This is a genomic window from Pseudomonas sp. C32 (assembly GCF_030417915.1).
Taxonomy (GTDB): Bacteria; Pseudomonadota; Gammaproteobacteria; order Pseudomonadales; family Pseudomonadaceae; genus Aquipseudomonas.
Genome location: NZ_JAUHUK010000023.1, coordinates 73,309 through 93,629, shown reverse-complemented (window position 1 = coordinate 93,629; position 20,321 = coordinate 73,309). Strand labels below are relative to the sequence as shown.

Here is a 20,321-nt window from a genome sequence, read left to right as displayed (position 1 = left end):
ATGAGCGACAACATTTTTACTGGCTGCATTCCGGCACTGATGACCCCGTGCACCGCCGACCGCAAGCCGGACTTCGACGCACTGGTGACCAAGGGTCGCGAGCTGATCGACATCGGCATGAGCGCCGTCGTGTATTGCGGTTCCATGGGTGACTGGCCGCTGCTCACCGAAACCGAGCGTCAGGAAGGCGTAGCCCGTCTGGTGGCTGCCGGCATTCCGACCATCGTCGGTACCGGTGCGGTCAACAGCCGCGAAGCGGTGTCCCATGCGGCGCATGCGGCCAAGGTCGGCGCCCATGGCCTGATGGTCATTCCTCGTGTGCTGTCCCGTGGCGCTTCGGCCACCGCGCAAAAAGCTCACTTCGCCGCGATTCTGAAAGCCGCACCGGGCTTGCCCGCCGTGATCTACAACAGCCCTTACTACGGCTTCGCCACCCGTGCCGACCTGTTCTTCGAACTGCGTCGCGAGTACCCGAACCTGATCGGTTTCAAGGAATTCGGCGGTGCTGCCGACCTGCGCTACGCCGCCGAACACATCACCTCCAAGGATGACGCCGTCACCCTGATGGTCGGTGTCGACACCCAAGTGGTGCACGGCTTCGTCAACTGCAACGCCACCGGCGCCATCACCGGCATCGGCAACGCCCTGCCACGCGAAGTGCTGCAACTGGTGGCATTGAGCAAGCAAGCTGCCAAAGGCGACGCCAAGGCCCGTCGTCAGGCCCGCGAGCTGGAATCGGCACTGGCGGTGCTGTCGTCCTTCGACGAGGGTTGCGACCTGGTGCTTTATTACAAGCACCTGATGGTGCTCAACGGCGACAAGGGATACGCGCTGCACTTCAACGAAACCGATGTGCTCAGCGATGCCCAGCGTCGTTACGCCGAGAACCAGTACGCGCTGTTCCGCCAGTGGTACGAGCACTGGTCGGCCGAGCAGAACGTCGCCTGACGTTCACCCGGCTTGCACGGCGGCGCGCCGGGTCGCGCCGCTTTTGTTTTCGTCCCCACCTATTTTTTTCAGGAACCACCATGACTCTGACAGGCAACCTGCTGATCGGCCAGCAAGCCGTTACCGGGCATCGCGAAGCGATCCGGGCCATTAATCCCGCCACTGGCTTGCCACTCGAACCGGCCTACCTCGGAGGTGGCCGCGAGCACGTCGAACAGGCGTGTGCCCTGGCATCGGCCGCCTTCGACGGCTATCGCGCAACCTCGCTGGACGCACGCGCTGAATTCCTCGAAACCATCGCCAGCGAGATCGAAGCCCTCGGCGATGAACTGATCGACCGCGCTGTGGCTGAGACCGGCCTGCCGCGTCCGCGCATCCAGGGCGAACGGGGCCGCACCTGTCAGCAACTGCGCCTGTTTGCCCGCACCGTGCGCGCCGGCGAATGGCTGGATGTACGCGTCGACAACGCGCTGCCGGAACGTCAACCCCTGCCCCGTCCGGACCTGCGCCAACGACAGATCCCCGTGGGCCCGGTGGCGGTGTTCGGTGCGAGCAATTTTCCACTGGCCTTCTCCGTCGCCGGTGGCGACACCGCTTCGGCATTGGCCACCGGTTGCCCGGTGGTGGTCAAGGCGCACAGCGCTCATCCGGGGACCAGCGAACTGGTCGGCCGTGCGGTGGCGCGTGCGGTGAAACAGTGCGCGCTGCCCGAGGGTGTGTTTTCGCTGCTGTTCGGCTCCGGTCGCGAAGTCGGCATCGCCCTGGTCACTGACCCGCGCATCAAGGCCGTTGGATTTACGGGTTCACGCAGTGGCGGCATCGCCTTGTGCCAAGCGGCGCAGGCACGTCCGGAACCGATCCCGGTGTACGCGGAAATGAGTTCGATCAATCCGGTGTTGCTGTTCCCGGCCGCCCTGCAAGCTCGCGGTGAGGCATTGGCTCAAGGCTTCGTCGCATCGCTGACCCAGGGCGCCGGTCAGTTCTGCACCAACCCTGGTCTGGTGATCGCCCGCCAAGGCGCTGCCCTCGATCGTTTCATCAGCGCAGCAGCCGACATTGTGCGTCGCAGCCCCGCGCAAACCATGCTCACGCCCGGGATTTTCAGTGCCTACGAGGCCGGCGTCGGCTCGCTGGTCGAGCATGCGCATGCCCAGGCAGCGGCCGTCGGTTTGGCGGGTGAAACACCCAACCAATGCCAGGCCCATTTGTTCGTCAGCCGAGCACAGGATTTTCTCGCGGACCCCGCGTTGCAGGCTGAAATGTTCGGCGCCGCTTCGCTGATCGTGCAATGCGCCGATGACAATGAAATGCGTCAGGTCATCGAGCACCTCGAAGGCCAGTTGACCGCCACGCTGCAACTGGATGACGCCGATCTGGACAGCGCTCGGGCCTTGCTGCCGGTGCTGGAACGCAAGGCGGGCCGCTTGCTGGTCAACGGCTGGCCAACCGGCGTCGAAGTGTGCGATGCCATGGTCCATGGCGGGCCGTTCCCGGCGACGTCCGACCCACGTACCACCTCGGTCGGCACCGCGGCAATCCTGCGGTTCCTGCGCCCGGTGTGCTATCAGGATTTCCCGGACGCCTTGCTCCCCGCCGCGCTCCAGCAGGGTAATCCGCTGCAACTGCGGCGCCTACTCGACGGCCAGAGAGAAGCCTAGCCATGTCGAATCTTTCCTCGCCCCACTTTGCCCATGACATTGCCGTGGTCGGCGCCGGGATCATCGGCGTTGCCTGCGCCTTGCAGCTCGCCCGCCAAGGCCATCGAGTGGTGGTCATCGACCAGCAGGAACCCGGTCGCGGCGCTTCATTTGGCAACGCCGGGCACCTGGCCACCGAGCAGGTGTTTCCCATCGCCGACCTGTCGATCCTCAAGCGCCTGCCCGCCATGCTCATGGACCCGATGGGCCCGCTGCGCCTGGACTGGAAATACATGCCCCGCGCCCTGCCCTGGTTCATGCGTCTGTTGCTGAACCTGCGCCCGGCGCCGTTCCAGCGCACCGTGGCCGGTATCCGCGCTTTGAATGAAAGCAGCCTGGACGCCTGGCAACGGTTGCTGAGCGGAATCGCCCGCCCTGATCTGCTGAAAGAAGACGGCTCGCTGCTGGTGTTCGAACGGCCCGATTCACAACCTGCTATCGAAGCAGTGCTGGCACGCATGCGCCAGCAACAGGTGCCCGTCGATTTCTGGCAGGCCAACGCCGTGCGCGAAGCGGCCCCGCAACTGAGCGAAGGCATTAGGGGCGGATTGTTCTTCCCGCGCACCGGACATTTCCTCGACCCGTTTCGGGTGGTTGGCGAACTGGTCAATGCGGCCAAGGCTAGCGGCGTGCAGTTCCTCAAGCAACGGGTCGATGGCGGACAGCTCACTGAACACGGCGTTTCGTTGATCACCGATCAAGGCCGAGTCTCCAGCCGACAAGTCCTGATCGCCTGCGGTGCTCACTCGGCGAAACTCACCGCTGCGCTGACCGGCAAAAAAGTCCCGCTGGACACCGAGCGCGGTTATCACCTGATGTTGCCCCTTGAGCTCGAACGGTTGCCGTTTGCCGTCACCTCGCTGGAGCGCAAATTCATCATGACGCCCATGTCCGAAGGCTTGAGGCTGGCGGGGACGGTCGAGTTCGCTGGCCTTGATCAGCCACCGAGCATGGAGCGCGCCTGGCAATTGCACCGCTTGAGCAAAGGCTTGTTCCGTCGTGAGTTGAATGCCGAAGCCGCAACGCCGTGGATGGGGTTCCGCCCTTCGCTGCCGGATTCGCTGCCGATCATCGACCGGGTGTGCGACGGCAAGGTCCTGCTTGCTTTCGGTCATCAACATCTGGGGCTGACGCAGGCCGCAGTAACGGCCGAACTCATCGCACAACTGGCCCTGCCCGGGAGTGTCGCAGCCTCTACAGGATTACCCGCGACTGAGCCCTACAGACTGGATCGTTTTTGAGGGAAACTGTAGAACCATCAAGTGATGGTTCACATTTCAAAGGATGATCAAGGTATGTCCCGGCACGACACCTCCCTGCAAGACACCGCCGCACCCGATGGCGTTTGTTATGGCTGCGGCCCCGACAATCCGCACGGGCTGCACATCAAGAGCTTTTGGCACGAAGACGGCGTGCACGTCATGGCCGAGCACGTACCGGACGCCCGATATTGCGGCTGGCCGGACCTGGTGTACGGCGGCCTGATCGCGATGCTGGTCGACTGCCACTCCAACTGGACGGCGATGGCGTACCACTACCGCGCCGAACAGCGGGATGCCGCCAGCCTGCCGCGGATCAATTGCGTCACCGGCAACCTGGGCATCAAGTTCATCAAACCGACACCCATGGGTTTGCCGCTGACCCTGCGCGCCAAAGTCGAAGGCGAGGTCGGACGCAAAACCCGTGTCGTCTGCGAGGTCTACGCCGGTGAAGTGCTGACCGCCATTGGTGATTCGACATTTGTGCGCGTAGACACCGAACAACTGGCGGCCGCCGCTCACGGCCGGGACGCCAGCTGACCGATCATTGCAACGGTGAAAATTTCGCCGGCAGATAGATCGTCGAACACATGTCCTGCAATTGCGGACCGGAGTTTTCCGGCGGCCAGACGCCGTCGGCAACGGCTTGGGTCCGTACTTGCAGGCGCTCTTCCAGCGTGGCCCACGGCCAGATGTGCAGATAACGTGGCAGCGAACCATCAGTGGCGTAAAACGCCGCATACACCGGTGAGTACTGTTCGGCGGTGCGCGCTTCGATGGCTTTGCTCCAACCGTCGAGCGTGGGCTTGAGGCCGCTGCTGATCAGGTCATAGACACGCATTTCGTAGAACGGGCCATGCTGCCCGGCGTGCAAGGGTTTGAGGAAAGGAAACAGCGTGTAATTCTCGATGCGCAGATCGGTGATGAGCTCGCCGACACCGAACACTTCGCCGCCCAACAGGAAGCGCTCACGCTCGGCCTGCCGCAGGCTTTCGTCTTCATAGCCGCGCAGTACGGTGATCTGGTTCAACTGGCCGATCTCCGACGCCCAGCAGCCCATCAACGCCCCACCGACTTCTGGCTTCGCCAACGCAGTTTCGATGCGCACCAGTGCATCGGCCACCGTGCGCACCCGCACGGTCAAAGTGATCAGTTCAAAAAAACGCATACCACGCTCCGGCGATTGTCAGCCCGTGCGGGCCTCCCTTGGCGCACAGCGTATGCCAGACCCCACAGGCAAAATATTGAGGCAACCACCATCGGTCATGGTGATTGCCGCAGGGCGCTAGGTAGTTTCTTTACAACGATCGAGAGCGCCTTCCTTCATACCCGCTGTTATCGGCTCAGCCGATTCAAACCTGCGAATTATCGATTTGTGCAGCAGTGCGCAGACCGCGAGCATGGCGTCACTTCCAACAACAAAAACAAAGGACCCGCCATGACCGCCCGATTTCACAATCCAGTGGATACCCGTTTCGGCTGGGGCAGCCTGCAAGAGCTTGCCGCCATCACTGAGAACCAGAGCGTTGCCGTTGTGACCTTTCCCGAAGCCCGAGGCCTGGGGCTGGTGGATCGCCTTCAAGCGCTTCTGGGCGACCGACTGGTCTATGTGATCGAAGACGTCCAGCCCAATCCCGATGTCGCGCAACTGCGTGAGACCTATGAACGTTTCTGGAAAGAAGCCGGCGAGTGCCACGCCGTGATTGCCGTCGGTGGCGGCAGCGCCATCGACACGGCGAAGGCGCTGATTGTCGGCACCGAGTCAGGTCGTTTCGATGAGCTGCTGGCATTGCTGGCAAGCGGCAAACCCTTCGTTCCGGTTCGCAGTAAACAGCTGATCGCCGCCCCGACCACCGCGGGCACGGGCAGTGAGGTCACGCCCTGGGCGACGATCTGGGACGCGGCCAATCACAAGAAGTACTCGCTGCACCTGGACTGCACCTGGCCAAGTGTCGCCATCATCGATCCGCAATTGATGCTCACGGTTCCGGGCGGCGTCACCGTCTCCACGGGCCTGGACGCCCTGTCCCATGCGCTGGAATCGATCTGGAACATTAACGCCAACCCGATTTCCGACACCTTCGCCATCTCGGCCATCGAAGACATCCTAGAATGCCTGCCGTTGCTGCGGCAGGACCTGTCCAATCAGGAACTGCGCTCAAGAATGGCCCTGGCGGCACTCAAGGCCGGGCTGGCGTTCTCCAACACCAAGACTGCACTGGCCCATTCCATTTCCTATGAGATGACCTTGCGCTACGGCTTGCCCCACGGCATTGCGTGTTCCTTCACCCTGCCGCTGGTTTTGGGCCTTGCCTGGGGCCACGACGCAACGCGTGACAAAACCCTGCAACGGGTTTTCGGACCGGACCTGGACCAGGCCCAGTCCCGGTTGCGCGCCTTCCTGCACAGCCTCGATGTCAAAACCGAGTTCGCCGACTACGGCGTAACGGCCGACGAAGCCGAAGCCATGATCGATTTCGCCCTGCAGGGTGCCCGCGGCAAGAACTTCATCGGTTCACGCGCGGCCTAGGTTTCACCGCTCATAAATCACTACACTGCCAGCGGCGTTACGAGCCGCGACGATTTCCTGCCGCACCTGAAAAAGAGTGCACCCTCCGTTACCACACGGAGGGACCGAACAAGAATAAGGAAAAGATCATGAATCGTGCCCAAACCTTGCCAGGTCTTGCCGTACACACCGCGTCGTTCCGTGTCGCCCAGTGGCGCATGTTGCTGGCAGCGATGTTTTGCTATCTGTTTTTCTACACCGGGCGGCAAACGTTCGGTTTCGCCATTCCGGGTATCCAGGCCGAGTTCGGTTTTACCAAAGAGCACCTTGGCTGGGTATCGGCCGCCATGCTTTGGGCCTACGCGATTGGCCAGGCCATCAACGGCAACCTCGCCGACAAATTCGGTGGCCGACGCATCATGACCGTGGGCGCAGTGCTGTCCTGCGGCGCCAACTGGGTGACGAGTTTCGCCAGCAACTTTGCCGCGTTGATTTTGCCTTGGGGCATCAACGGCTACTTCCAGGCATTGGGCTGGGCGCCGGGCAGTCGACTGATCTCCAACTGGTGGAGCGCAGGTGAACGCGGCAAGGTGTACGGCTTTTATGTGTTCGCGGCCGGGTGTGCCTCTGTCCTGTCTTACGTGACCTCCATCGTCGTGCTGGAAGTGATGCACCTGGAATGGCGCTGGATCTTCCGCTTGCCCGTGCTACTCATGCTCGCCGGCGGCATCATCTTCTACTTCGTGGCTCGGGAGCGTCCGCAGGACCTGGGTTTCGAACCGCTTGCCGACACGGGCGTGGCCAATGCCGAGGACAAGAATCACGAGGTGGCCCACGGTGAAGTCGAAACGTCGGCGCAACGCTACAAAGCCGTCCTGAAGAACTTCCGCCTGATCATTGCTGCCGTGTCCCTCGGGTTTCAGAACGCTGCCCGCTATGGTTTGATCGTCTGGGTGCCGGTGCACTTTCTGGGCGCCAACTGGAAGACCGGCGACAGCATGATCGATCCGAAGTGGATCACCGTGGCCCTTCCCGTCGGCATGGCCATCGGCGCACTGAGCAATGGCTGGATCTCGGACAAACTGTTCGGCGCCAGACGCTATCTGGCGATCATGCTTTACATGTTCCTCGGTGCAGCGACCAGCTTGTGGATGTGGACCCTGGCGCCGCACAGCGCGACCGGCCTGGTGGCGTTGTTTCTCTGCGGCTTCTTCGTGTACGGCCCCGCCTCCAGCTTCTGGGCGCTATGCCCGGACCTGGTGGGTGCCAAACGCGCAGGTACGGCGACCGGTGTGATGAACTTCTCGTCCTATCTGTTCGCCGGCCTGGCGGAACCGCTGATCGGCAGTATGCTCGACAGTACCGGCAACACGTCGCTGATCTTCATCGTGGTCACCGCGGCCTGTCTTTGCAGCGCGTCGGTGGCGCTGTTTATCAGGCGTTGATTGCCCGGCCGGACAGATTGAATCAATGGCAGCGGCTCAGGAACAGGATCGTCTATGTACCAGTACCACAAGTGGCTACGTTCATTTCATGCCGTGGCGAAGACCGGCAGCTTCACCCTCGCCGCCGAGTATTTGAGCGTCGGCCAGCCCACGGTCAGTGAGCAGGTCAATGCCCTGGAGAAGAAGTTTTCCGTGGAACTGTTCCACCGCCGCGGCCGCTTTATCGAAATGAGTGCCGCCGGACACCAGCTCTATGCGATCACCCAGGGCCTGTTCGGCCAGGAGGATGAAGCCGTGCAATTGCTGCAAAGTTTCAAGCAACGCAAGACCGGCATGCTGCGCCTCGGCGCCGTCTCGCCGCCGATTGCGATGAACCTGACCTACGAGCTGATGCAGCGGCATCCGGACATCGAACTGGAAACCTCGTTCTCCCCTGAAAAGGAGACCCTGGATCGCCTGTTCAACTTCGATATCGATGTGGCGATCCTGGCGTTGTCCGAATTCGACCAACGCTTCGACACGCAGCTTTACCGGCGCTACCCGATCATTGCCGTGGTGCGCGAGGACCATCCCTGGGCCCGGCAGAAGGAAGTGCACGTCGAGCAGATCAGCGAAGAGAAATGGGTCATGCGGGAAAAAAGTTCTCGCACCCGCCAATTGGTAGAAGAAAGCTGCAAGCAACTGGGCGTCGCCCTGAACTGCGTCATGCAGTTGAACAGCCGCGAAGCCATTGTGCATGCCATCGCCAAAGGCATCGGGATCGGTTTCGTTTCGGCTGTCGAGTACACCGAAACACCGGGTACCCGGCCCATCACCTTCGTCAATCACCCGTTTTCCATCGACTACCACTTGTGCTGTCTGGGTATCCGCCGAAACCGGCCAATGATTGCGGAGCTGTTCGACGCAAGCCCCACACCGGCCACCTGATTTCGCCTCACCCTTGAGCAATCCATAGGCCTACTTCTCGATCTCGAGAGGGACGGCCTGCCCACAACAAAAAATGGAGAATCACCATGAATTACCAACAACCGACCCAACTGCAAGCCGTGGTCCTGGACTGGGCCGGCACCGTCGTCGATTTCGGCTCCTTTGCCCCGACGCAGATTTTCGTCGAAGCGTTTGCCGAGTTCGGCGTCGCGGTTTCCCTTGAAGAAGCGCGGGGGCCGATGGGCATGGGCAAGTGGGATCACATCCGTACCCTGTGCAATCAGCCGCAAATTGCCGAACGCTACCGCGCAGCCTTTGATCGCCTGCCAACCGATGACGATGTCACCGCACTGTATGAACGATTCATGCCGCTGCAGATCGAGAAAATTGCCCTGCACTCGGCACTGATTCCTGGTGCCCTGAACGCCATCGACGCGTTGCGCGACAAAGGCCTGAAGATCGGTTCCTGCTCCGGTTACCCGGCCGTTGTCATGGAGAAAGTGGTGGAGCTGGCGCGGCATAACGGCTACGTCGCCGACCACGTCGTCGCCACCGACGAAGTGCCGAACGGCCGCCCCTACCCGGCCCAGGCCTTGGCCAACGTAATTGCCTTGGGGATCAGCGATGTGGCCGCGTGCGTGAAGGTCGACGACACCTGGCCTGGCATTCTAGAAGGCCGGGCCGCCGGGATGTGGACGGTCGCGCTGACCTGCTCCGGCAATGCGCTGGGCTTGACCTACGATCAATTCAAGGCCCTGCCTTCTGACCGGCTCGACAGCGAGCGGGCACGTATCGTCAAGATGTTCGAAGGCTCCCGCCCACACTATTTGATCGACACCATCGTCGATCTGCCGGCAGTGATCGAAGACATCAATGCCCGTCTGATGCGGGGTGAAACGCCGCAAGGATCCTGACCCGATCCCGGCGCCAAGCGGCCGTCCCACGGACGGTCGCCATCACTTGAAAAAATCACTCGGCGTCTTGCCGAATTGTTTCTTGAACATGGTCGTGAACGCACTCGGGCTGTCGTAGCCCAGCTCCCCGGCGATGTCGATGATCTTCTCCCCGACGGCGATGCGTTCCAGAGCCAACAGCAACCGCGATTGCTGGCGCCACTGGCCGAAGGTCATACCGGTTTCCTTGCGGAAGCGACGCTGGATGGTTTTTTCGTCGAGGCTCAGGCGGGCGCTCCAGTCGGCCAGGGTCGAACCATCTCCAGGATCACGCTGCAACGCGGTACAGATCTGGTTGATACGTGGGTCGGTTGGCTGCGGCAGGTTCAGTGGCAAGGTCGGCAAGATCGTCAGTTCATCTAGGATCAGGCGTAGCACGCGGGCCTCTCGTGCGTCCGGTTCGCCGCTGAAGTCGAAATCCACCGAGACCTTGATCAGCTCGCTCAGCAGTGCAGAAACACTCACGGCCCGGGCTTCTTCGGGCAGATTCAACCCCGCTTCCGGGCGCACAAAGACACTGCGCATTTTCAATGGCCCGACACAGCGAATCGAGTGCATCTGCCCACACGGCATCCAGATGCCCCGGCTCGGCGGCACGGTCCATTGGCTGCTTGCGGAGTGCACCACCATCACGCCTTCGATGGCGTAGATCAGTTGATGCTTCTCGTGGGAGTGCGGCGGGATAAACCAGTTTTCCGGGTAATCGGTCGCGCTGCTGCGAACGTCCCAGTCACCCTGGTCGATATCCGCGAGAAATTTATCCAGTGGCTTCATGACGCCCTTTTTGCGATGGTCGACGCCCGAGTTGCGCGAGACGGGCGATTTCAAGGCCCCTAGGATAACGCCGAACCCTGAAATTGGCTGCGCTGCTCGCGACTTATCTGGAAGATCACCCATGTCGACCACCACCCTTAGTTCACCCTCGCCCAACGCCTCGGTGGCTGCACAAGCGAGTCCCTTGGTCATGCGCGTTGTCGGCGCTTGCGCGTTGGCGCACCTGATCAACGACTTGATCCAGGCCGTGCTGCCATCGATCTACCCGATGCTCAAGGCCAACTACGGCCTGACGTTCACCCAGGTCGGGCTGATTACCCTGACCTTCCAGCTCACCGCTTCGCTGCTGCAACCGTGGATCGGTTTCCACACCGACCGCCACCCAAAACCGTGGCTATTGCCCGCGGGGATGGTCTGCACGTTGATCGGTATTCTGATGTTGTCGATGGTCGGCAGCTTCCCGGCGATTCTGGTCGCTTCGGCACTGGTCGGCGTTGGCTCGTCGACCTTTCACCCGGAGACTTCACGGGTTGCGCGATTGGCTTCCGGCGGTCGCTACGGTTTGGCGCAATCGACGTTCCAGGTCGGTGGCAACGCCGGCAGTGCTTTCGGTCCGCTGCTGGCCGCGGCGATCATCATTCCCTACGGCCAGGGCAACGTTGCCTGGTTCGGCCTGTTCGCGGTGTTCGCCATCTTCGTGCAATACGGACTCAGTCGCTGGTATCGCAACCACCTCAACCTGTTCAAGCTCAAGCAAGGTAGCCAGGCCACCCACGGCCTGTCAAAACGCCGGGTCACCTTCGCCTTGGTGGTGCTGGCGCTGCTGGTGTTTTCCAAATACTTCTACATGGCCAGCTTCACCAGCTACTTCACCTTCTACCTGATCGAGAAATTCGACCTCTCGGTGGCCAGTTCACAGCTGTACCTGTTCCTGTTTCTCGGTGCCGTTGCAGCGGGGACTTTCTTTGGCGGCCCGATTGGCGACCGGATCGGCCGCAAGCGAGTGATCTGGTTCTCGATCCTCGGCGCCGCGCCCTTCACCCTCGCCCTGCCCTACGTCGACCTGTTCTGGACCGGCGTGCTGAGCATGATCATCGGCTTCATCCTCGCCTCGGCGTTCTCGGCCATCGTGGTCTTTGCCCAGGAACTGGTACCGGGCAACGTCGGCATGATCGCCGGGGTGTTTTTCGGTTTGATGTTCGGTTTCGGCGGGATCGGTGCGGCGCTGCTCGGGTATCTGGCGGATAGTCATGGCATCGAATATGTCTACACCCTGTGTTCTTTCCTGCCGTTGCTGGGGATACTGACGATTCTGTTGCCGTCTACTGCACAACGCCCGTCGGGTGCGTGAATGGTCTGCACCCGATCAGTTTTGATACCCGATCTGTAGCACTCGGTAACACCCGGCCCTGTTGCGGTGCGTCTTTTCCACGACGCACCGCCACCCGCCCCACTGCGCACGGGCAACACCACCATGGCGTACTTTGTGCATCCATTGGCCATCCTCTTCTGCCTGTAGTTGCCATGCGCCCCAAGGAACTCAAACTCTGGACCACCGGTGTCGCCCACTTGCTCGACCTGCCTGCCGGGCATGCGCGGCTGGCGGGATTGAGCCACTGGTTACGGCAAATCTGCCCGGTCGATCATTTCGTGTTGTTTGTCTACGAAGGCAATCACCGGCCACTGGCGTTGTTCGATACCTTCTCGGCGGACAAGCGTGCGGTGTATGTCGATGACTATCAGTGCGGCCCTTATCTGCTCGATCCGTTCTACCTGGCCTGCACCCGCGGCCAGGCGCCAGGGCTGTGGCGTCTGCGTCAGTTCGCGCCCGACCACTTCTACCTCGGCGAATACTTCCTGACCTATTACCAGCAGACGGGTCTGGCCGAGGAAGTGGCGTTTTTCGTCGACCTCGGCGAGGGTGCCACAGCGGTTTTGTCGTTGATGCGATCGAGCGCCAGCTGTGCGTTCAGCCGGGACGAAATGCAGTTGGTCGAGTGCGCACAAGCGGTGGTCGAGCAGGTCATCAATGAAGCCTGGCGCTTGCGTCAGGCCCAGCAACCGCGACCTGCACAGGACCTGGACTTCAAGATCCGCGAAGCCTTCGACCATTTTGGCGCGCACATCCTTACCGGACGTGAGCAGGAAATCGTTCAGCTGTTGTTGCGCGGTCACTCCAGCGCTTCGGTGGCCGAACAATTGAACATCAGCCCCGGCACGGTGAAAATCCACCGCAAGAACATCTACGCCAAGCTGGGGATTGGCAGCCAGTCGGAGTTGCTGGGGTTGTTTATTCGGGAGTTGACGGAGGAGCCGTTGCAAGCCTGAAAAAACGCACAACACCTCACCGCAGGCTGCGATCTTTTGATTTTGTTTTGCCCTCGAACGCCTAAGATCAAGGTCAAAAGATCGCAGCCTGCGGCAGCTCCTACAGGGGATAGCGATTAGTTCGTTGGTTCGAGTTGATCCAGCGCCCGGTTCACCGCCAGTTCGCCGAGCATGATGACCTGGGCAATGCCCAGCAGTGAGTTGCGACTGGTCCCCTCCAGATGATCCGCCAGATCCATGGCCATGACATTGGCCGATGCCAGTGACTCGCAAGCATGACCGAGCAGGGTTTCCATATCGACTTGCGGGTTGACGATGAACATATCGTCGAGTCGTCTGGGTGTGGCTTTGATGAACGCGGCGTGGGCGGCAGGATTGAAGTAGAACTCCAGGGCGCGCTTGACGTCCTCGTCGTATTGCTTTTGATCGGGGTTTTCGGATTGCGATGTCGGATCTGCGTCCGCGGGATTCGGTGTTGGTTTGAACATAGATGAAACTCCAATGCTATCGAAAAGGAGCCATCACCACCTCGCTACCAAACGAAGGGTGGCGACCATACGAAGGTTGGTAGACCGGGCATTGGAACCGGCGCCCCCGGAGGAGCCCTGCGCATGGCCACCATAAAATTCCGTCCAAAAAAGGACGATTAAAGGTGACGCTATGCGCCAATGCTACGGGTCTACCAAACCCGATCGCTGTTTTTTTACAGCGGCGAGCAAACGATAAAACCCGGGCACCAGGCGCACAAGCCGGCGGATTCTGGCGTACCTGTAGGCAATGACGCAAGGCGCTGTAGCTTTCATGAAGTAACGCTGACGGCAAATAAACGCCAACGCTTATACACCCGACTGGACTGCCCTTTTGGCGTTTAAAAAGCGATGAAAGCACGGGAAATTTCCGACATGTTTTTAGGGTTTGCCGTCGGAAGTTCGAAGGTTAATGTAGCTGTTCCAGGCAGGTAGGAACGATTGGCTAGCCTAGTGCTGGTGAAGGGTGACACGCGCATGTTGATCATCAAATACACGCAAGAAGGCTTCGATCTGAGCGACGTGAGGGAGATGCTTTCTGCTTCGGAACTGTACATGGGGCACGGCCTTGTCGAGCGCATCACAGGGAAGTCCGTCAGGACAGTACAACGCTTGGCAAAGGAGACAGAACCGGTGCGACTGAACCAGCAACAAAGCACAATCGCCTATCAATATGCTCAATCGCTGGAGCACGCCACCAATGTGTTTGGCAATCTACAGTTGGCTGAGAACTGGCTGCAGAAACCGTGCAAGTACCTGGAGGGGCATACGCCACTGGAATTGATCGACAACCCACTGGGCTTCCAGGTGGTAGACGACTATTTGACCCGGATTGAACACGGGGTTTATCAATGAATCCTTTGCCCTGGGATGGGACTTGGCACGCTTGGCGCCTTGACCGTGAAGTCTTCAAGGACACATGGAGCAGTGGCATAGGCGCACAACAATCCGGGGGCCGATGGAATCCTCCCGGCCGCCGGGTAATTTACGCTTCGGCCGACCCGGCGACTGCCATTCTGGAAGTGGCCACCCACACCGGCTTCGGTACGCTGGATAGCGTCCCTCATGTGCAGACATGTTTCGAAGTAATGGATTCGAATTTCATAAAAGTTGTTCAACCCGAAGATGTGCCAAACCCAAACTGGCTCATTCCGTCTGCGGTTACACGCCGTTCGTGGAACCTGCTGGTGAGTTGTGATCTGGCCGCGAATCATTTCAAGCTTGTTTCGCAGGAGCGCTTTGGGCTGGACACTCGGTTGCTCAAATAGCCAAGTGCTCTTCCTATCCCCCAAGGGATATATACACCGCAAAACCCCGATTGCTAATTTGGTCCCCGACGCACTGATTGATCACTGCAAGGGAGCCTGACCGTGAACGACACCCCGCCAAGCGATATCGAATTCTGCAATGTGGTCAAACGCTATGGCGAGGTACAGGCCGTCAGCGGTCTGGATTTTGCGGTGCGGCGTGGTTCGTTTCATTCCTTCCTGGGTGGTTCGGGCTGTGGCAAGACCACTACCCTGCGCATGATTGCCGGTTTCGAACAACCCACCAGCGGCGAAGTCCGTTTGGCCGGTAAAAGCGTGGCCGGTGTGCCGGCGTTCGAGCGACCGGTGAATATGGTGTTCCAGCATTACGCGCTGTTTCCGCATCTGACCGTGGCACAAAACATTGCCTACGGCCTGCGTTATCGCAATCCACGTCCGGACAAAAAACAGCAACTGCGCATGGCTGATGAAGCGTTGGAGATGGTGCGCCTCAGTGGCTTTGGCCAGCGTAAGCCGAGTGAACTGTCCGGCGGCCAGCAACAGCGTGTCGCCCTCGCCCGCGCTTTGGTCAACAAGCCGACCGTGTTGCTGCTCGACGAGCCGCTGGCCGCGCTGGATCGCAAGCTGCGCAAGGAGATGCAATCGGAACTGCTGCGCCTGCAACGCGAGGTCGGCATCACCTTCGTGCTGGTTACCCACGACCAGGAAGAAGCCCTGTCGATGAGCGACAGTATTAGCGTGATGCACAACGGCTCGATCATCCAGACCGCCACGCCGGAACAACTCTACGAAGCCCCGGCCAGTCGCTACGTGGCTGACTTTATCGGCGAATCCAACCTGTTCGACGGCACCGTGCGCCAGCTAAACGGCAACTCCGTCGTCCTGCGCACCGAGCAAGGGCTGGAACTGACCAGCCCACTGACGCCCACCGGCAAAGGCCTGAGCGCTAATGCCGCGGGTTGCATCGCCGTGCGCCCGGAGTTGATCAGCATCGCCAGCGCCAACGCCGAAATGACCCGGGAAGTGAAGCTGCAAGGGTCCGTCGAGGACCGCATCTACCTGGGCAACTCCACCGAATACCGCGTACGCACCCAGGCCTTCGGCGTGGTCTGCGTGCGGGTACCGCGCCAGCAGGATCACGGCGCCAATGCATTCGAACACGGCGCGGCAGTGCGCGTCGGCTGGGATCACGCCAATGGCCTGGCCATGGCGTTGTAAATCATCGATTCGTTTCATCAACCGGATGTGGAGCGTGCTATGGACCAGAAGACTTTTATAAAAACCCTGCGCAGCTGGCAGAACGGCTCGATCAGCCGCCGCGAGTTCCTTGGCCGCACCGGCCTGGGTATCGCCGCCGCCGTGGTCGCCACCAACATGCCCGGCCTGCTGACTTCCACCGCCGAGGCCGCCGAGCAAGGCAAACTGGGGGATCGCCTGGCGCTGGCGACCTGGCCGAACTACCACAGTCAGGAAAACCTCGACGCGTTCAGCAAGACCACCGGCGCCCGGGTGTCGATGAGTGTGTTCGGCTCCAACGAAGAAATGCTCGCCAAATTGCAGGCCGGTGGCAGTGGCTGGGACGTGCTGGTGCCGACCAACTACACCATCAGCACCTACGTCGGCCTGGGGCTGATCGAGCCGCTGGACCTGTCGCGCATTCCCAATTTCGACGCTTCGGCGTTCCAGCAGAAATTCATGGCCCAGGGCACCGTAGACGGCAAGGTCTACGCGGTGCCGAAGAACTGGGGCACCACCGGCATGCTCTACGACACCGGCAAACTGAAAAACGGCCCCACCAGCTGGAAGGAGTTCTGGGCCGCCGCCCGAGGCCCGGCCAGTGGTCGCACGATCGTTCACGATTACCAGTTGACCGCCATCGGCAACGCGCTGAAAAGCTTCGGCTACAGCTTCAACTCCCTGGACCCTAAAGAACTGGCCGACGCGGAAAAACTGCTGATCGACGTCAAGCCGCACCTGTTCGCGATCAACTCCGACATTCAGCCGTCGATGCGCAGCGGCGATGCCTGGCTGGCGATGTCGTGGACCGGCGATGCCTCGCAACTGCACCGCGACAACGCGCAAATGCAGTTCGAACTGGGCAAGGAAGGTGGCGAGTTGTGGAGCGACTTTTTCGCGATTCCGAAAAGTTCGGAGCACAAGGACGCCGCCTACGCCTTCATCAATTACCTGCTCGACCCGCAGCACAACAAGCTGGAAGTGCTGAGCCACGGTTACCCGAGCGGCGATAAGCGTGTCGATGCGCTGCTGCCTGTGGCGATGCTCGACGATCCGATCATGTACCCGGCCGCCGAGGCCCTGAGCCCGTTGGAGTTCGGTGCCGCCGCGACGCTGACCAGCCCGGCGCGTGCCGAACTGATGGCGCGCTTCAAGTCCGCCTGATCGTCTAGCCATGGCCAATGAGGAGTCACCCATGAATGCCGCCGCCCACCCGCAAACGGTGCAGCCGGGCCTCGCCCTGTCGGTCGAGGTACGCCAACGGCGCAGCCTCGGCCGGCGCATCACGCTGCTGATGCTCTTGCCTTCGACCCTGTGGTTCCTGCTGCTGTTGTTGATGCCGCTGGTGATCATTCTGGTCTTCAGTTTCGGCGAGCGCAGTGCCGTGGGCGGTTACGCCGGTGGCTTCACGTTGGCCAACTACCTGAACCTCGGCTCGCGCGGCGCGGCGTTCAGCAACACGCTGATGCTGGCGCCACTGGGCACGCTGGTGTGCCTGGTGGCGGCGTATCCGCTGGCGTATTTTCTGGCGGTCAAGGTCACGAGGAACCGCTCGCTGTTGCTAACGTTGGTGATTGTGCCGTTCTGGACCAGTTTCCTGATCCGCACCTACGCCTGGATTTTCATCCTCAGCGGCAAGGGCATTCCGGCGCTGCTGGCCAGTTTGGGCCTTGAAGATGTGCGGTTGATCAACACGCCGTGGGCGGTGCTGATCGGCATCGTCTATGGCTACCTGCCGCTGATGGTGTTCCCGATTTACGTCAGCCTGGAAAAACTCGACAAGCGCCTGCTCGAAGCCTCGGCGGACCTGGGCGCCAGTGCCTTCGAAAGCTTTCGCCGCATCACTTTGCCGTTGTCTGCGCCGGGGATCATCACCGGGGTGATGCTGGTGTTCATCCTGTTAATGGGCGAGTTCCTGATCCCGGCCATTCTCGGCGGCGGCAAGGTGTTCTTTGTCGGCAACGCGCTGGTCGACCTGTTCCTGCAATCGCGCAACTGGCCGTTCGGCAGTGCGCTGGCCATGACGTTGGTGGCGATGATGCTGCTGATCATCGGCGTGTACTTGAAACTGGTGGCGCGCTACGGCGGCCGCCCTGCCGATGGAGGCCTGTGACATGTGGCTGCGCAGCTATTCAACCTCGCTGTACCTGTTCCTCTACGCGCCGATTGCCTTGATCGTGCTGTTCAGCTTCAACGCCGGGCGCAGTGGTTTGGCGTTCCAGTGCTGCTCGGTGCAATGGTTCGGCACCGCATTCGGCAACCCGTTCATCATGGAAGCCCTGGGTAACAGCGCGCTGATTGCCTTTAGCTCGGCGGTGATCGCCACGCTGTTCGGCACCCTGGCGGTGTTCGGCTTGCAGCGCTGTGGCCCCAAAGTGCGCCTGCTGTTCGATGCGTTGACCTATTGCGCGATCATCGTGCCCGGCATCGTCATCGGCATCTCGACGTTGATCGCCTTCATCAGCCTGTTCGACCTGATCAACCCGTTGCTGGCGAGTTGGTTGCCGACGGTGCCGAAGCTGAACATGGGGTTCTTTACGGTGATCGCCGCGCATTCGTTGTTCACCATGGCGCTGGTGATGGTGATCGTGCGCAGTCGCGTCGACTCGCTGGACAAGGCCTTGCTCGAAGCCTCGGCGGACCTCTACGCTCCGCCGATGGACACCTTCTGGCGGGTGACGCTGCCGCAGATCAGTCCGGCGATCATGGCCGGGTTCCTGCTGGCCTTCACCTTCAGCTTCGACGATTTCATCATCGCGTTTTTCGTCGCCGGTTCCGAAACGACGTTGCCGATCTACATCTTTTCTTCCATCCGCCGTGGCGTGACGCCAGAGATCAACGCCATTTCGACGGTGATCATCTGCGTGTCGCTGGCCCTGCTGTTTACTTCCCGCCATCTGCAAAACCGCCGCACCGGCGTTCAGGAGTCGAACCATGCGTGATCAGCTCTACATCAACGGCGAATGGGTCAGCCCGGATCTGGGCGGTTATCTGGACGTGATCGATCCGGCCACCGAGCAGGTGTTCCACCGGGTCGCGGCAGGCACTGAAGAAGACGTCGACCATGCCGTGCGTGCGGCCCGTCGTGCCTTCGACAATGGCTGGGGCCAGACCCGCGGCGCCGAGCGCGCACAGTGGCTGGAAGCGTTGGCCGATGAATTGGAAAGCGGCCAGCAGGCGCTGGCGGAACTGGAAGTGCGTGACAACGGCAAGCCCTTGCCCGAAGCGCAGTGGGACATTGGCGATGCGATTGGTTGCTTTCGTTATTACGCCGGTTTGGCCCGTGACCTGGACCAACAACAGGACCAGCCGCTGGCCCTGCCGGACGCGCGTTTTCGCTGCCGCATCCGCCATGAACCGATTGGCGTCGCCGGGCAAATCATTCCCTGGAATTACCCGCTGCTGATGGCCGCCTGGAAGGTCGCGCCGGCATTGGCCGCCGGTACCACCGTGGTGTTGAAACCGTCGGAGCTGACACCGCTGACTGCGCTGGAACTGGCCGCCGCCGCCGACCGTATCGGCTTGCCCGCCGGGGTGCTGAACGTCGTCACCGGCCTCGGCGCCGAAGCCGGCAGCCCGCTCACCGAACACCCCGGCGTGGACAAACTGGCCTTTACCGGCAGCGTGCCCACCGGGGCGAAAATCATGTCGGCGGCGGCGCGGGACATCAAGAACATCAGCCTGGAATTGGGCGGAAAGTCGGCCTTCATTGTGTTCGATGACGCCGATGTCGACGCCGCCGTGGAATGGATTCTGTTCGGGATTTTCTGGAACCAGGGCCAGGTGTGCAGCGCCACGTCACGCTTGCTGGTTCAAGAATCCATCGCCCCGCGCCTGATCGAACGGTTGGTTGAGGAAACCCGCAAGATCAGCATTGGTCCTGGCATGCAGCCCGGTGTGCTGCTGGGTCCGCTGGTGAGCCAGGGCCAGTACGACAAGGTGCTCGGTTTCATCGATCAGGGCTTGGCCAGTGGCGCCCGTTTGCTCACGGGTGGGCGGCGACCGGCGCATCTGTCCGAGGGTTACTTCATCGAACCGGCCATCTTCGACGAACCCGGCCACAGCAGCATTTTGTGGCGTGAAGAAGTGTTCGGGCCGGTGCTGTGCATCAAGCGCTTCAAGACCGAAGAACAAGCGGTGCAAATGGCCAACGCCAGCCGCTTCGGCCTCGCCGGCGCAGTGATGAGCGCGGATTTGCAGCGCACTGCACGCGTCGCCAACCAGCTGCGCGCCGGGATCGTCTGGGTCAACTGCTCGCAACCGACCTTCGTCGAAGCGCCTTGGGGCGGCATGAAACACAGCGGCATCGGCCGGGAACTGGGGCAATGGGGGCTGCACAACTACCTGGAGGTCAAGCAGGTGACCGAGTACATCAGCGACCAGCCGTGGGGGTGGTATTTGAAGTAAACAGGTCAAGTGTGGGCCGCGGCACCTGAAGGCCAACGCCCCT

General features: G+C 61.1%; 20 protein-coding genes. 17 read left to right on the top strand and 3 right to left on the bottom strand.

Features of this window, described 5'->3' with window-relative positions:
- From QYH43_RS23040 to QYH43_RS23025, 4 genes are all read left to right on the top strand, one after another.
- A complete protein-coding gene (locus tag QYH43_RS23040) occupies positions 1-948 on the top strand; it encodes a dihydrodipicolinate synthase family protein (protein ID WP_095058530.1) in 948 nt (315 codons plus the stop codon).
- Positions 949-1,028: 80 nt separating this feature from the next.
- The gene (locus QYH43_RS23035; protein WP_095058529.1) at positions 1,029-2,606 is read left to right on the top strand and encodes an aldehyde dehydrogenase (NADP(+)); all 1,578 of its coding nucleotides are present in this window, start codon (positions 1,029-1,031) and stop codon (positions 2,604-2,606) included.
- Positions 2,607-2,608: 2 nt separating this feature from the next.
- The gene (locus QYH43_RS23030; protein WP_095058528.1) at positions 2,609-3,886 is read left to right on the top strand and encodes an FAD-binding oxidoreductase; all 1,278 of its coding nucleotides are present in this window, start codon (positions 2,609-2,611) and stop codon (positions 3,884-3,886) included.
- 54 nt (positions 3,887-3,940) lie between these two features.
- On the top strand, positions 3,941-4,444 hold the full coding sequence (locus QYH43_RS23025; RefSeq protein ID WP_095058527.1) for a PaaI family thioesterase: 504 nt from the start codon (positions 3,941-3,943) through the stop codon (positions 4,442-4,444).
- Between the two features lie 4 nt (positions 4,445-4,448).
- On the opposite strand, the gene QYH43_RS23020 is transcribed toward QYH43_RS23025, so the two are convergent.
- Positions 4,449-5,072, bottom strand: a complete 624-nt coding sequence (locus QYH43_RS23020; RefSeq protein ID WP_095058526.1) for an NIPSNAP family protein — start codon at positions 5,070-5,072, stop codon at positions 4,449-4,451.
- A gap of 270 nt (positions 5,073-5,342) precedes the next feature.
- On the opposite strand from QYH43_RS23020, the gene psrA reads away from it, so the two are divergent.
- The 4 genes from psrA (at position 5,343) to phnX (ending at position 9,699) form a co-directional block, all read left to right on the top strand.
- Entirely contained in the window at positions 5,343-6,434 is a 1,092-nt protein-coding gene (gene psrA, locus QYH43_RS23015; RefSeq protein WP_095058525.1) for an iron-containing alcohol dehydrogenase PsrA, read from the top strand.
- 128 nt (positions 6,435-6,562) lie between these two features.
- A complete protein-coding gene (locus QYH43_RS23010; RefSeq protein ID WP_301158192.1) occupies positions 6,563-7,858 on the top strand; it encodes an MFS transporter in 1,296 nt (431 codons plus the stop codon).
- Between the two features lie 54 nt (positions 7,859-7,912).
- Positions 7,913-8,785 (top strand): LysR substrate-binding domain-containing protein, encoded by an 873-nt coding sequence (locus QYH43_RS23005; RefSeq protein ID WP_053160973.1) that lies wholly within the window; start codon positions 7,913-7,915, stop codon positions 8,783-8,785.
- Positions 8,786-8,871: 86 nt separating this feature from the next.
- The gene (gene phnX / locus QYH43_RS23000) at positions 8,872-9,699 is read left to right on the top strand and encodes a phosphonoacetaldehyde hydrolase (RefSeq protein ID WP_095058523.1); all 828 of its coding nucleotides are present in this window, start codon (positions 8,872-8,874) and stop codon (positions 9,697-9,699) included.
- Between the two features lie 42 nt (positions 9,700-9,741).
- On the opposite strand, the gene QYH43_RS22995 is transcribed toward phnX, so the two are convergent.
- Positions 9,742-10,512: a helix-turn-helix domain-containing protein gene (locus QYH43_RS22995; protein WP_256580342.1), complete on the bottom strand. Its 771-nt coding sequence runs from the start codon at positions 10,510-10,512 to the stop codon at positions 9,742-9,744.
- Between the two features lie 121 nt (positions 10,513-10,633).
- Between QYH43_RS22995 and QYH43_RS22990 the strand changes: the two genes are divergently transcribed.
- Both QYH43_RS22990 and QYH43_RS22985 read left to right on the top strand, forming a co-directional pair.
- Complete coding sequence (locus tag QYH43_RS22990) at positions 10,634-11,863, top strand: MFS transporter (RefSeq protein WP_095058521.1); 1,230 nt, start codon at positions 10,634-10,636, stop codon at positions 11,861-11,863.
- A gap of 173 nt (positions 11,864-12,036) precedes the next feature.
- Entirely contained in the window at positions 12,037-12,840 is an 804-nt protein-coding gene (locus QYH43_RS22985) for a response regulator transcription factor (RefSeq protein ID WP_095058520.1), read from the top strand.
- 116 nt (positions 12,841-12,956) lie between these two features.
- On the opposite strand, the gene QYH43_RS22980 is transcribed toward QYH43_RS22985, so the two are convergent.
- Complete coding sequence (locus QYH43_RS22980; RefSeq protein WP_095058519.1) at positions 12,957-13,328, bottom strand: DUF6124 family protein; 372 nt, start codon at positions 13,326-13,328, stop codon at positions 12,957-12,959.
- A 516-nt stretch (positions 13,329-13,844) separates the two neighbouring features.
- Between QYH43_RS22980 and QYH43_RS22975 the strand changes: the two genes are divergently transcribed.
- The 7 genes from QYH43_RS22975 to QYH43_RS22945 all read left to right on the top strand — a co-directional run bounded on the left by QYH43_RS22975 (position 13,845) and on the right by QYH43_RS22945 (position 20,278).
- Entirely contained in the window at positions 13,845-14,222 is a 378-nt protein-coding gene (locus QYH43_RS22975) for an antitoxin Xre/MbcA/ParS toxin-binding domain-containing protein (protein ID WP_095058571.1), read from the top strand.
- The gene (locus QYH43_RS22970) at positions 14,219-14,635 is read left to right on the top strand and encodes an RES family NAD+ phosphorylase (protein ID WP_095058518.1); all 417 of its coding nucleotides are present in this window, start codon (positions 14,219-14,221) and stop codon (positions 14,633-14,635) included. The genes QYH43_RS22975 and QYH43_RS22970 overlap by 4 nt, the downstream gene beginning before the upstream one ends.
- A gap of 102 nt (positions 14,636-14,737) precedes the next feature.
- Positions 14,738-15,853, top strand: coding sequence for an ABC transporter ATP-binding protein (locus QYH43_RS22965; protein WP_095058517.1), 1,116 nt, complete (start codon positions 14,738-14,740; stop codon positions 15,851-15,853).
- A 39-nt stretch (positions 15,854-15,892) separates the two neighbouring features.
- The gene (locus tag QYH43_RS22960; protein WP_095058516.1) at positions 15,893-17,035 is read left to right on the top strand and encodes a PotD/PotF family extracellular solute-binding protein; all 1,143 of its coding nucleotides are present in this window, start codon (positions 15,893-15,895) and stop codon (positions 17,033-17,035) included.
- A 31-nt stretch (positions 17,036-17,066) separates the two neighbouring features.
- Complete coding sequence (locus QYH43_RS22955) at positions 17,067-17,984, top strand: ABC transporter permease (RefSeq protein ID WP_060541937.1); 918 nt, start codon at positions 17,067-17,069, stop codon at positions 17,982-17,984.
- Position 17,985: 1 nt separating this feature from the next.
- Positions 17,986-18,813, top strand: a complete 828-nt coding sequence (locus tag QYH43_RS22950) for an ABC transporter permease (protein WP_095058515.1) — start codon at positions 17,986-17,988, stop codon at positions 18,811-18,813.
- Positions 18,806-20,278 carry an aldehyde dehydrogenase family protein gene (locus tag QYH43_RS22945; protein ID WP_095058514.1) on the top strand — a complete coding sequence of 491 codons (1,473 nt, stop codon included), beginning with the start codon at positions 18,806-18,808 and terminating at the stop codon, positions 20,276-20,278. Before QYH43_RS22950 ends, QYH43_RS22945 begins: the two co-directional genes overlap by 8 nt.
- Positions 20,279-20,321 lie beyond the last annotated feature (43 nt).

What these genes read in the sequence shown, in the direction of transcription:
- QYH43_RS23040 (WP_095058530.1), top strand. Translation starts at nt 1, where the DNA reads ATGAGCGACAACATTTTTACTGGCTGCATTCCGGCACTGATGACCCCG.
- QYH43_RS23035 (WP_095058529.1), top strand. Translation starts at nt 1,029, where the DNA reads ATGACTCTGACAGGCAACCTGCTGATCGGCCAGCAAGCCGTTACCGGG.
- QYH43_RS23030 (WP_095058528.1), top strand. Translation starts at nt 2,609, where the DNA reads ATGTCGAATCTTTCCTCGCCCCACTTTGCCCATGACATTGCCGTGGTC.
- QYH43_RS23025 (WP_095058527.1), top strand. Translation starts at nt 3,941, where the DNA reads ATGTCCCGGCACGACACCTCCCTGCAAGACACCGCCGCACCCGATGGC.
- QYH43_RS23020 (WP_095058526.1), bottom strand. Translation starts at nt 5,072, where the DNA reads ATGCGTTTTTTTGAACTGATCACTTTGACCGTGCGGGTGCGCACGGTG.
- psrA (WP_095058525.1), top strand. Translation starts at nt 5,343, where the DNA reads ATGACCGCCCGATTTCACAATCCAGTGGATACCCGTTTCGGCTGGGGC.
- QYH43_RS23010 (WP_301158192.1), top strand. Translation starts at nt 6,563, where the DNA reads ATGAATCGTGCCCAAACCTTGCCAGGTCTTGCCGTACACACCGCGTCG.
- QYH43_RS23005 (WP_053160973.1), top strand. Translation starts at nt 7,913, where the DNA reads ATGTACCAGTACCACAAGTGGCTACGTTCATTTCATGCCGTGGCGAAG.
- phnX (WP_095058523.1), top strand. Translation starts at nt 8,872, where the DNA reads ATGAATTACCAACAACCGACCCAACTGCAAGCCGTGGTCCTGGACTGG.
- QYH43_RS22995 (WP_256580342.1), bottom strand. Translation starts at nt 10,512, where the DNA reads ATGAAGCCACTGGATAAATTTCTCGCGGATATCGACCAGGGTGACTGG.
- QYH43_RS22990 (WP_095058521.1), top strand. Translation starts at nt 10,634, where the DNA reads ATGTCGACCACCACCCTTAGTTCACCCTCGCCCAACGCCTCGGTGGCT.
- QYH43_RS22985 (WP_095058520.1), top strand. Translation starts at nt 12,037, where the DNA reads ATGCGCCCCAAGGAACTCAAACTCTGGACCACCGGTGTCGCCCACTTG.
- QYH43_RS22980 (WP_095058519.1), bottom strand. Translation starts at nt 13,328, where the DNA reads ATGTTCAAACCAACACCGAATCCCGCGGACGCAGATCCGACATCGCAA.
- QYH43_RS22975 (WP_095058571.1), top strand. Translation starts at nt 13,845, where the DNA reads ATGTTGATCATCAAATACACGCAAGAAGGCTTCGATCTGAGCGACGTG.
- QYH43_RS22970 (WP_095058518.1), top strand. Translation starts at nt 14,219, where the DNA reads ATGAATCCTTTGCCCTGGGATGGGACTTGGCACGCTTGGCGCCTTGAC.
- QYH43_RS22960 (WP_095058516.1), top strand. Translation starts at nt 15,893, where the DNA reads ATGGACCAGAAGACTTTTATAAAAACCCTGCGCAGCTGGCAGAACGGC.
- QYH43_RS22955 (WP_060541937.1), top strand. Translation starts at nt 17,067, where the DNA reads ATGAATGCCGCCGCCCACCCGCAAACGGTGCAGCCGGGCCTCGCCCTG.
- QYH43_RS22950 (WP_095058515.1), top strand. Translation starts at nt 17,986, where the DNA reads ATGTGGCTGCGCAGCTATTCAACCTCGCTGTACCTGTTCCTCTACGCG.
- QYH43_RS22945 (WP_095058514.1), top strand. Translation starts at nt 18,806, where the DNA reads ATGCGTGATCAGCTCTACATCAACGGCGAATGGGTCAGCCCGGATCTG.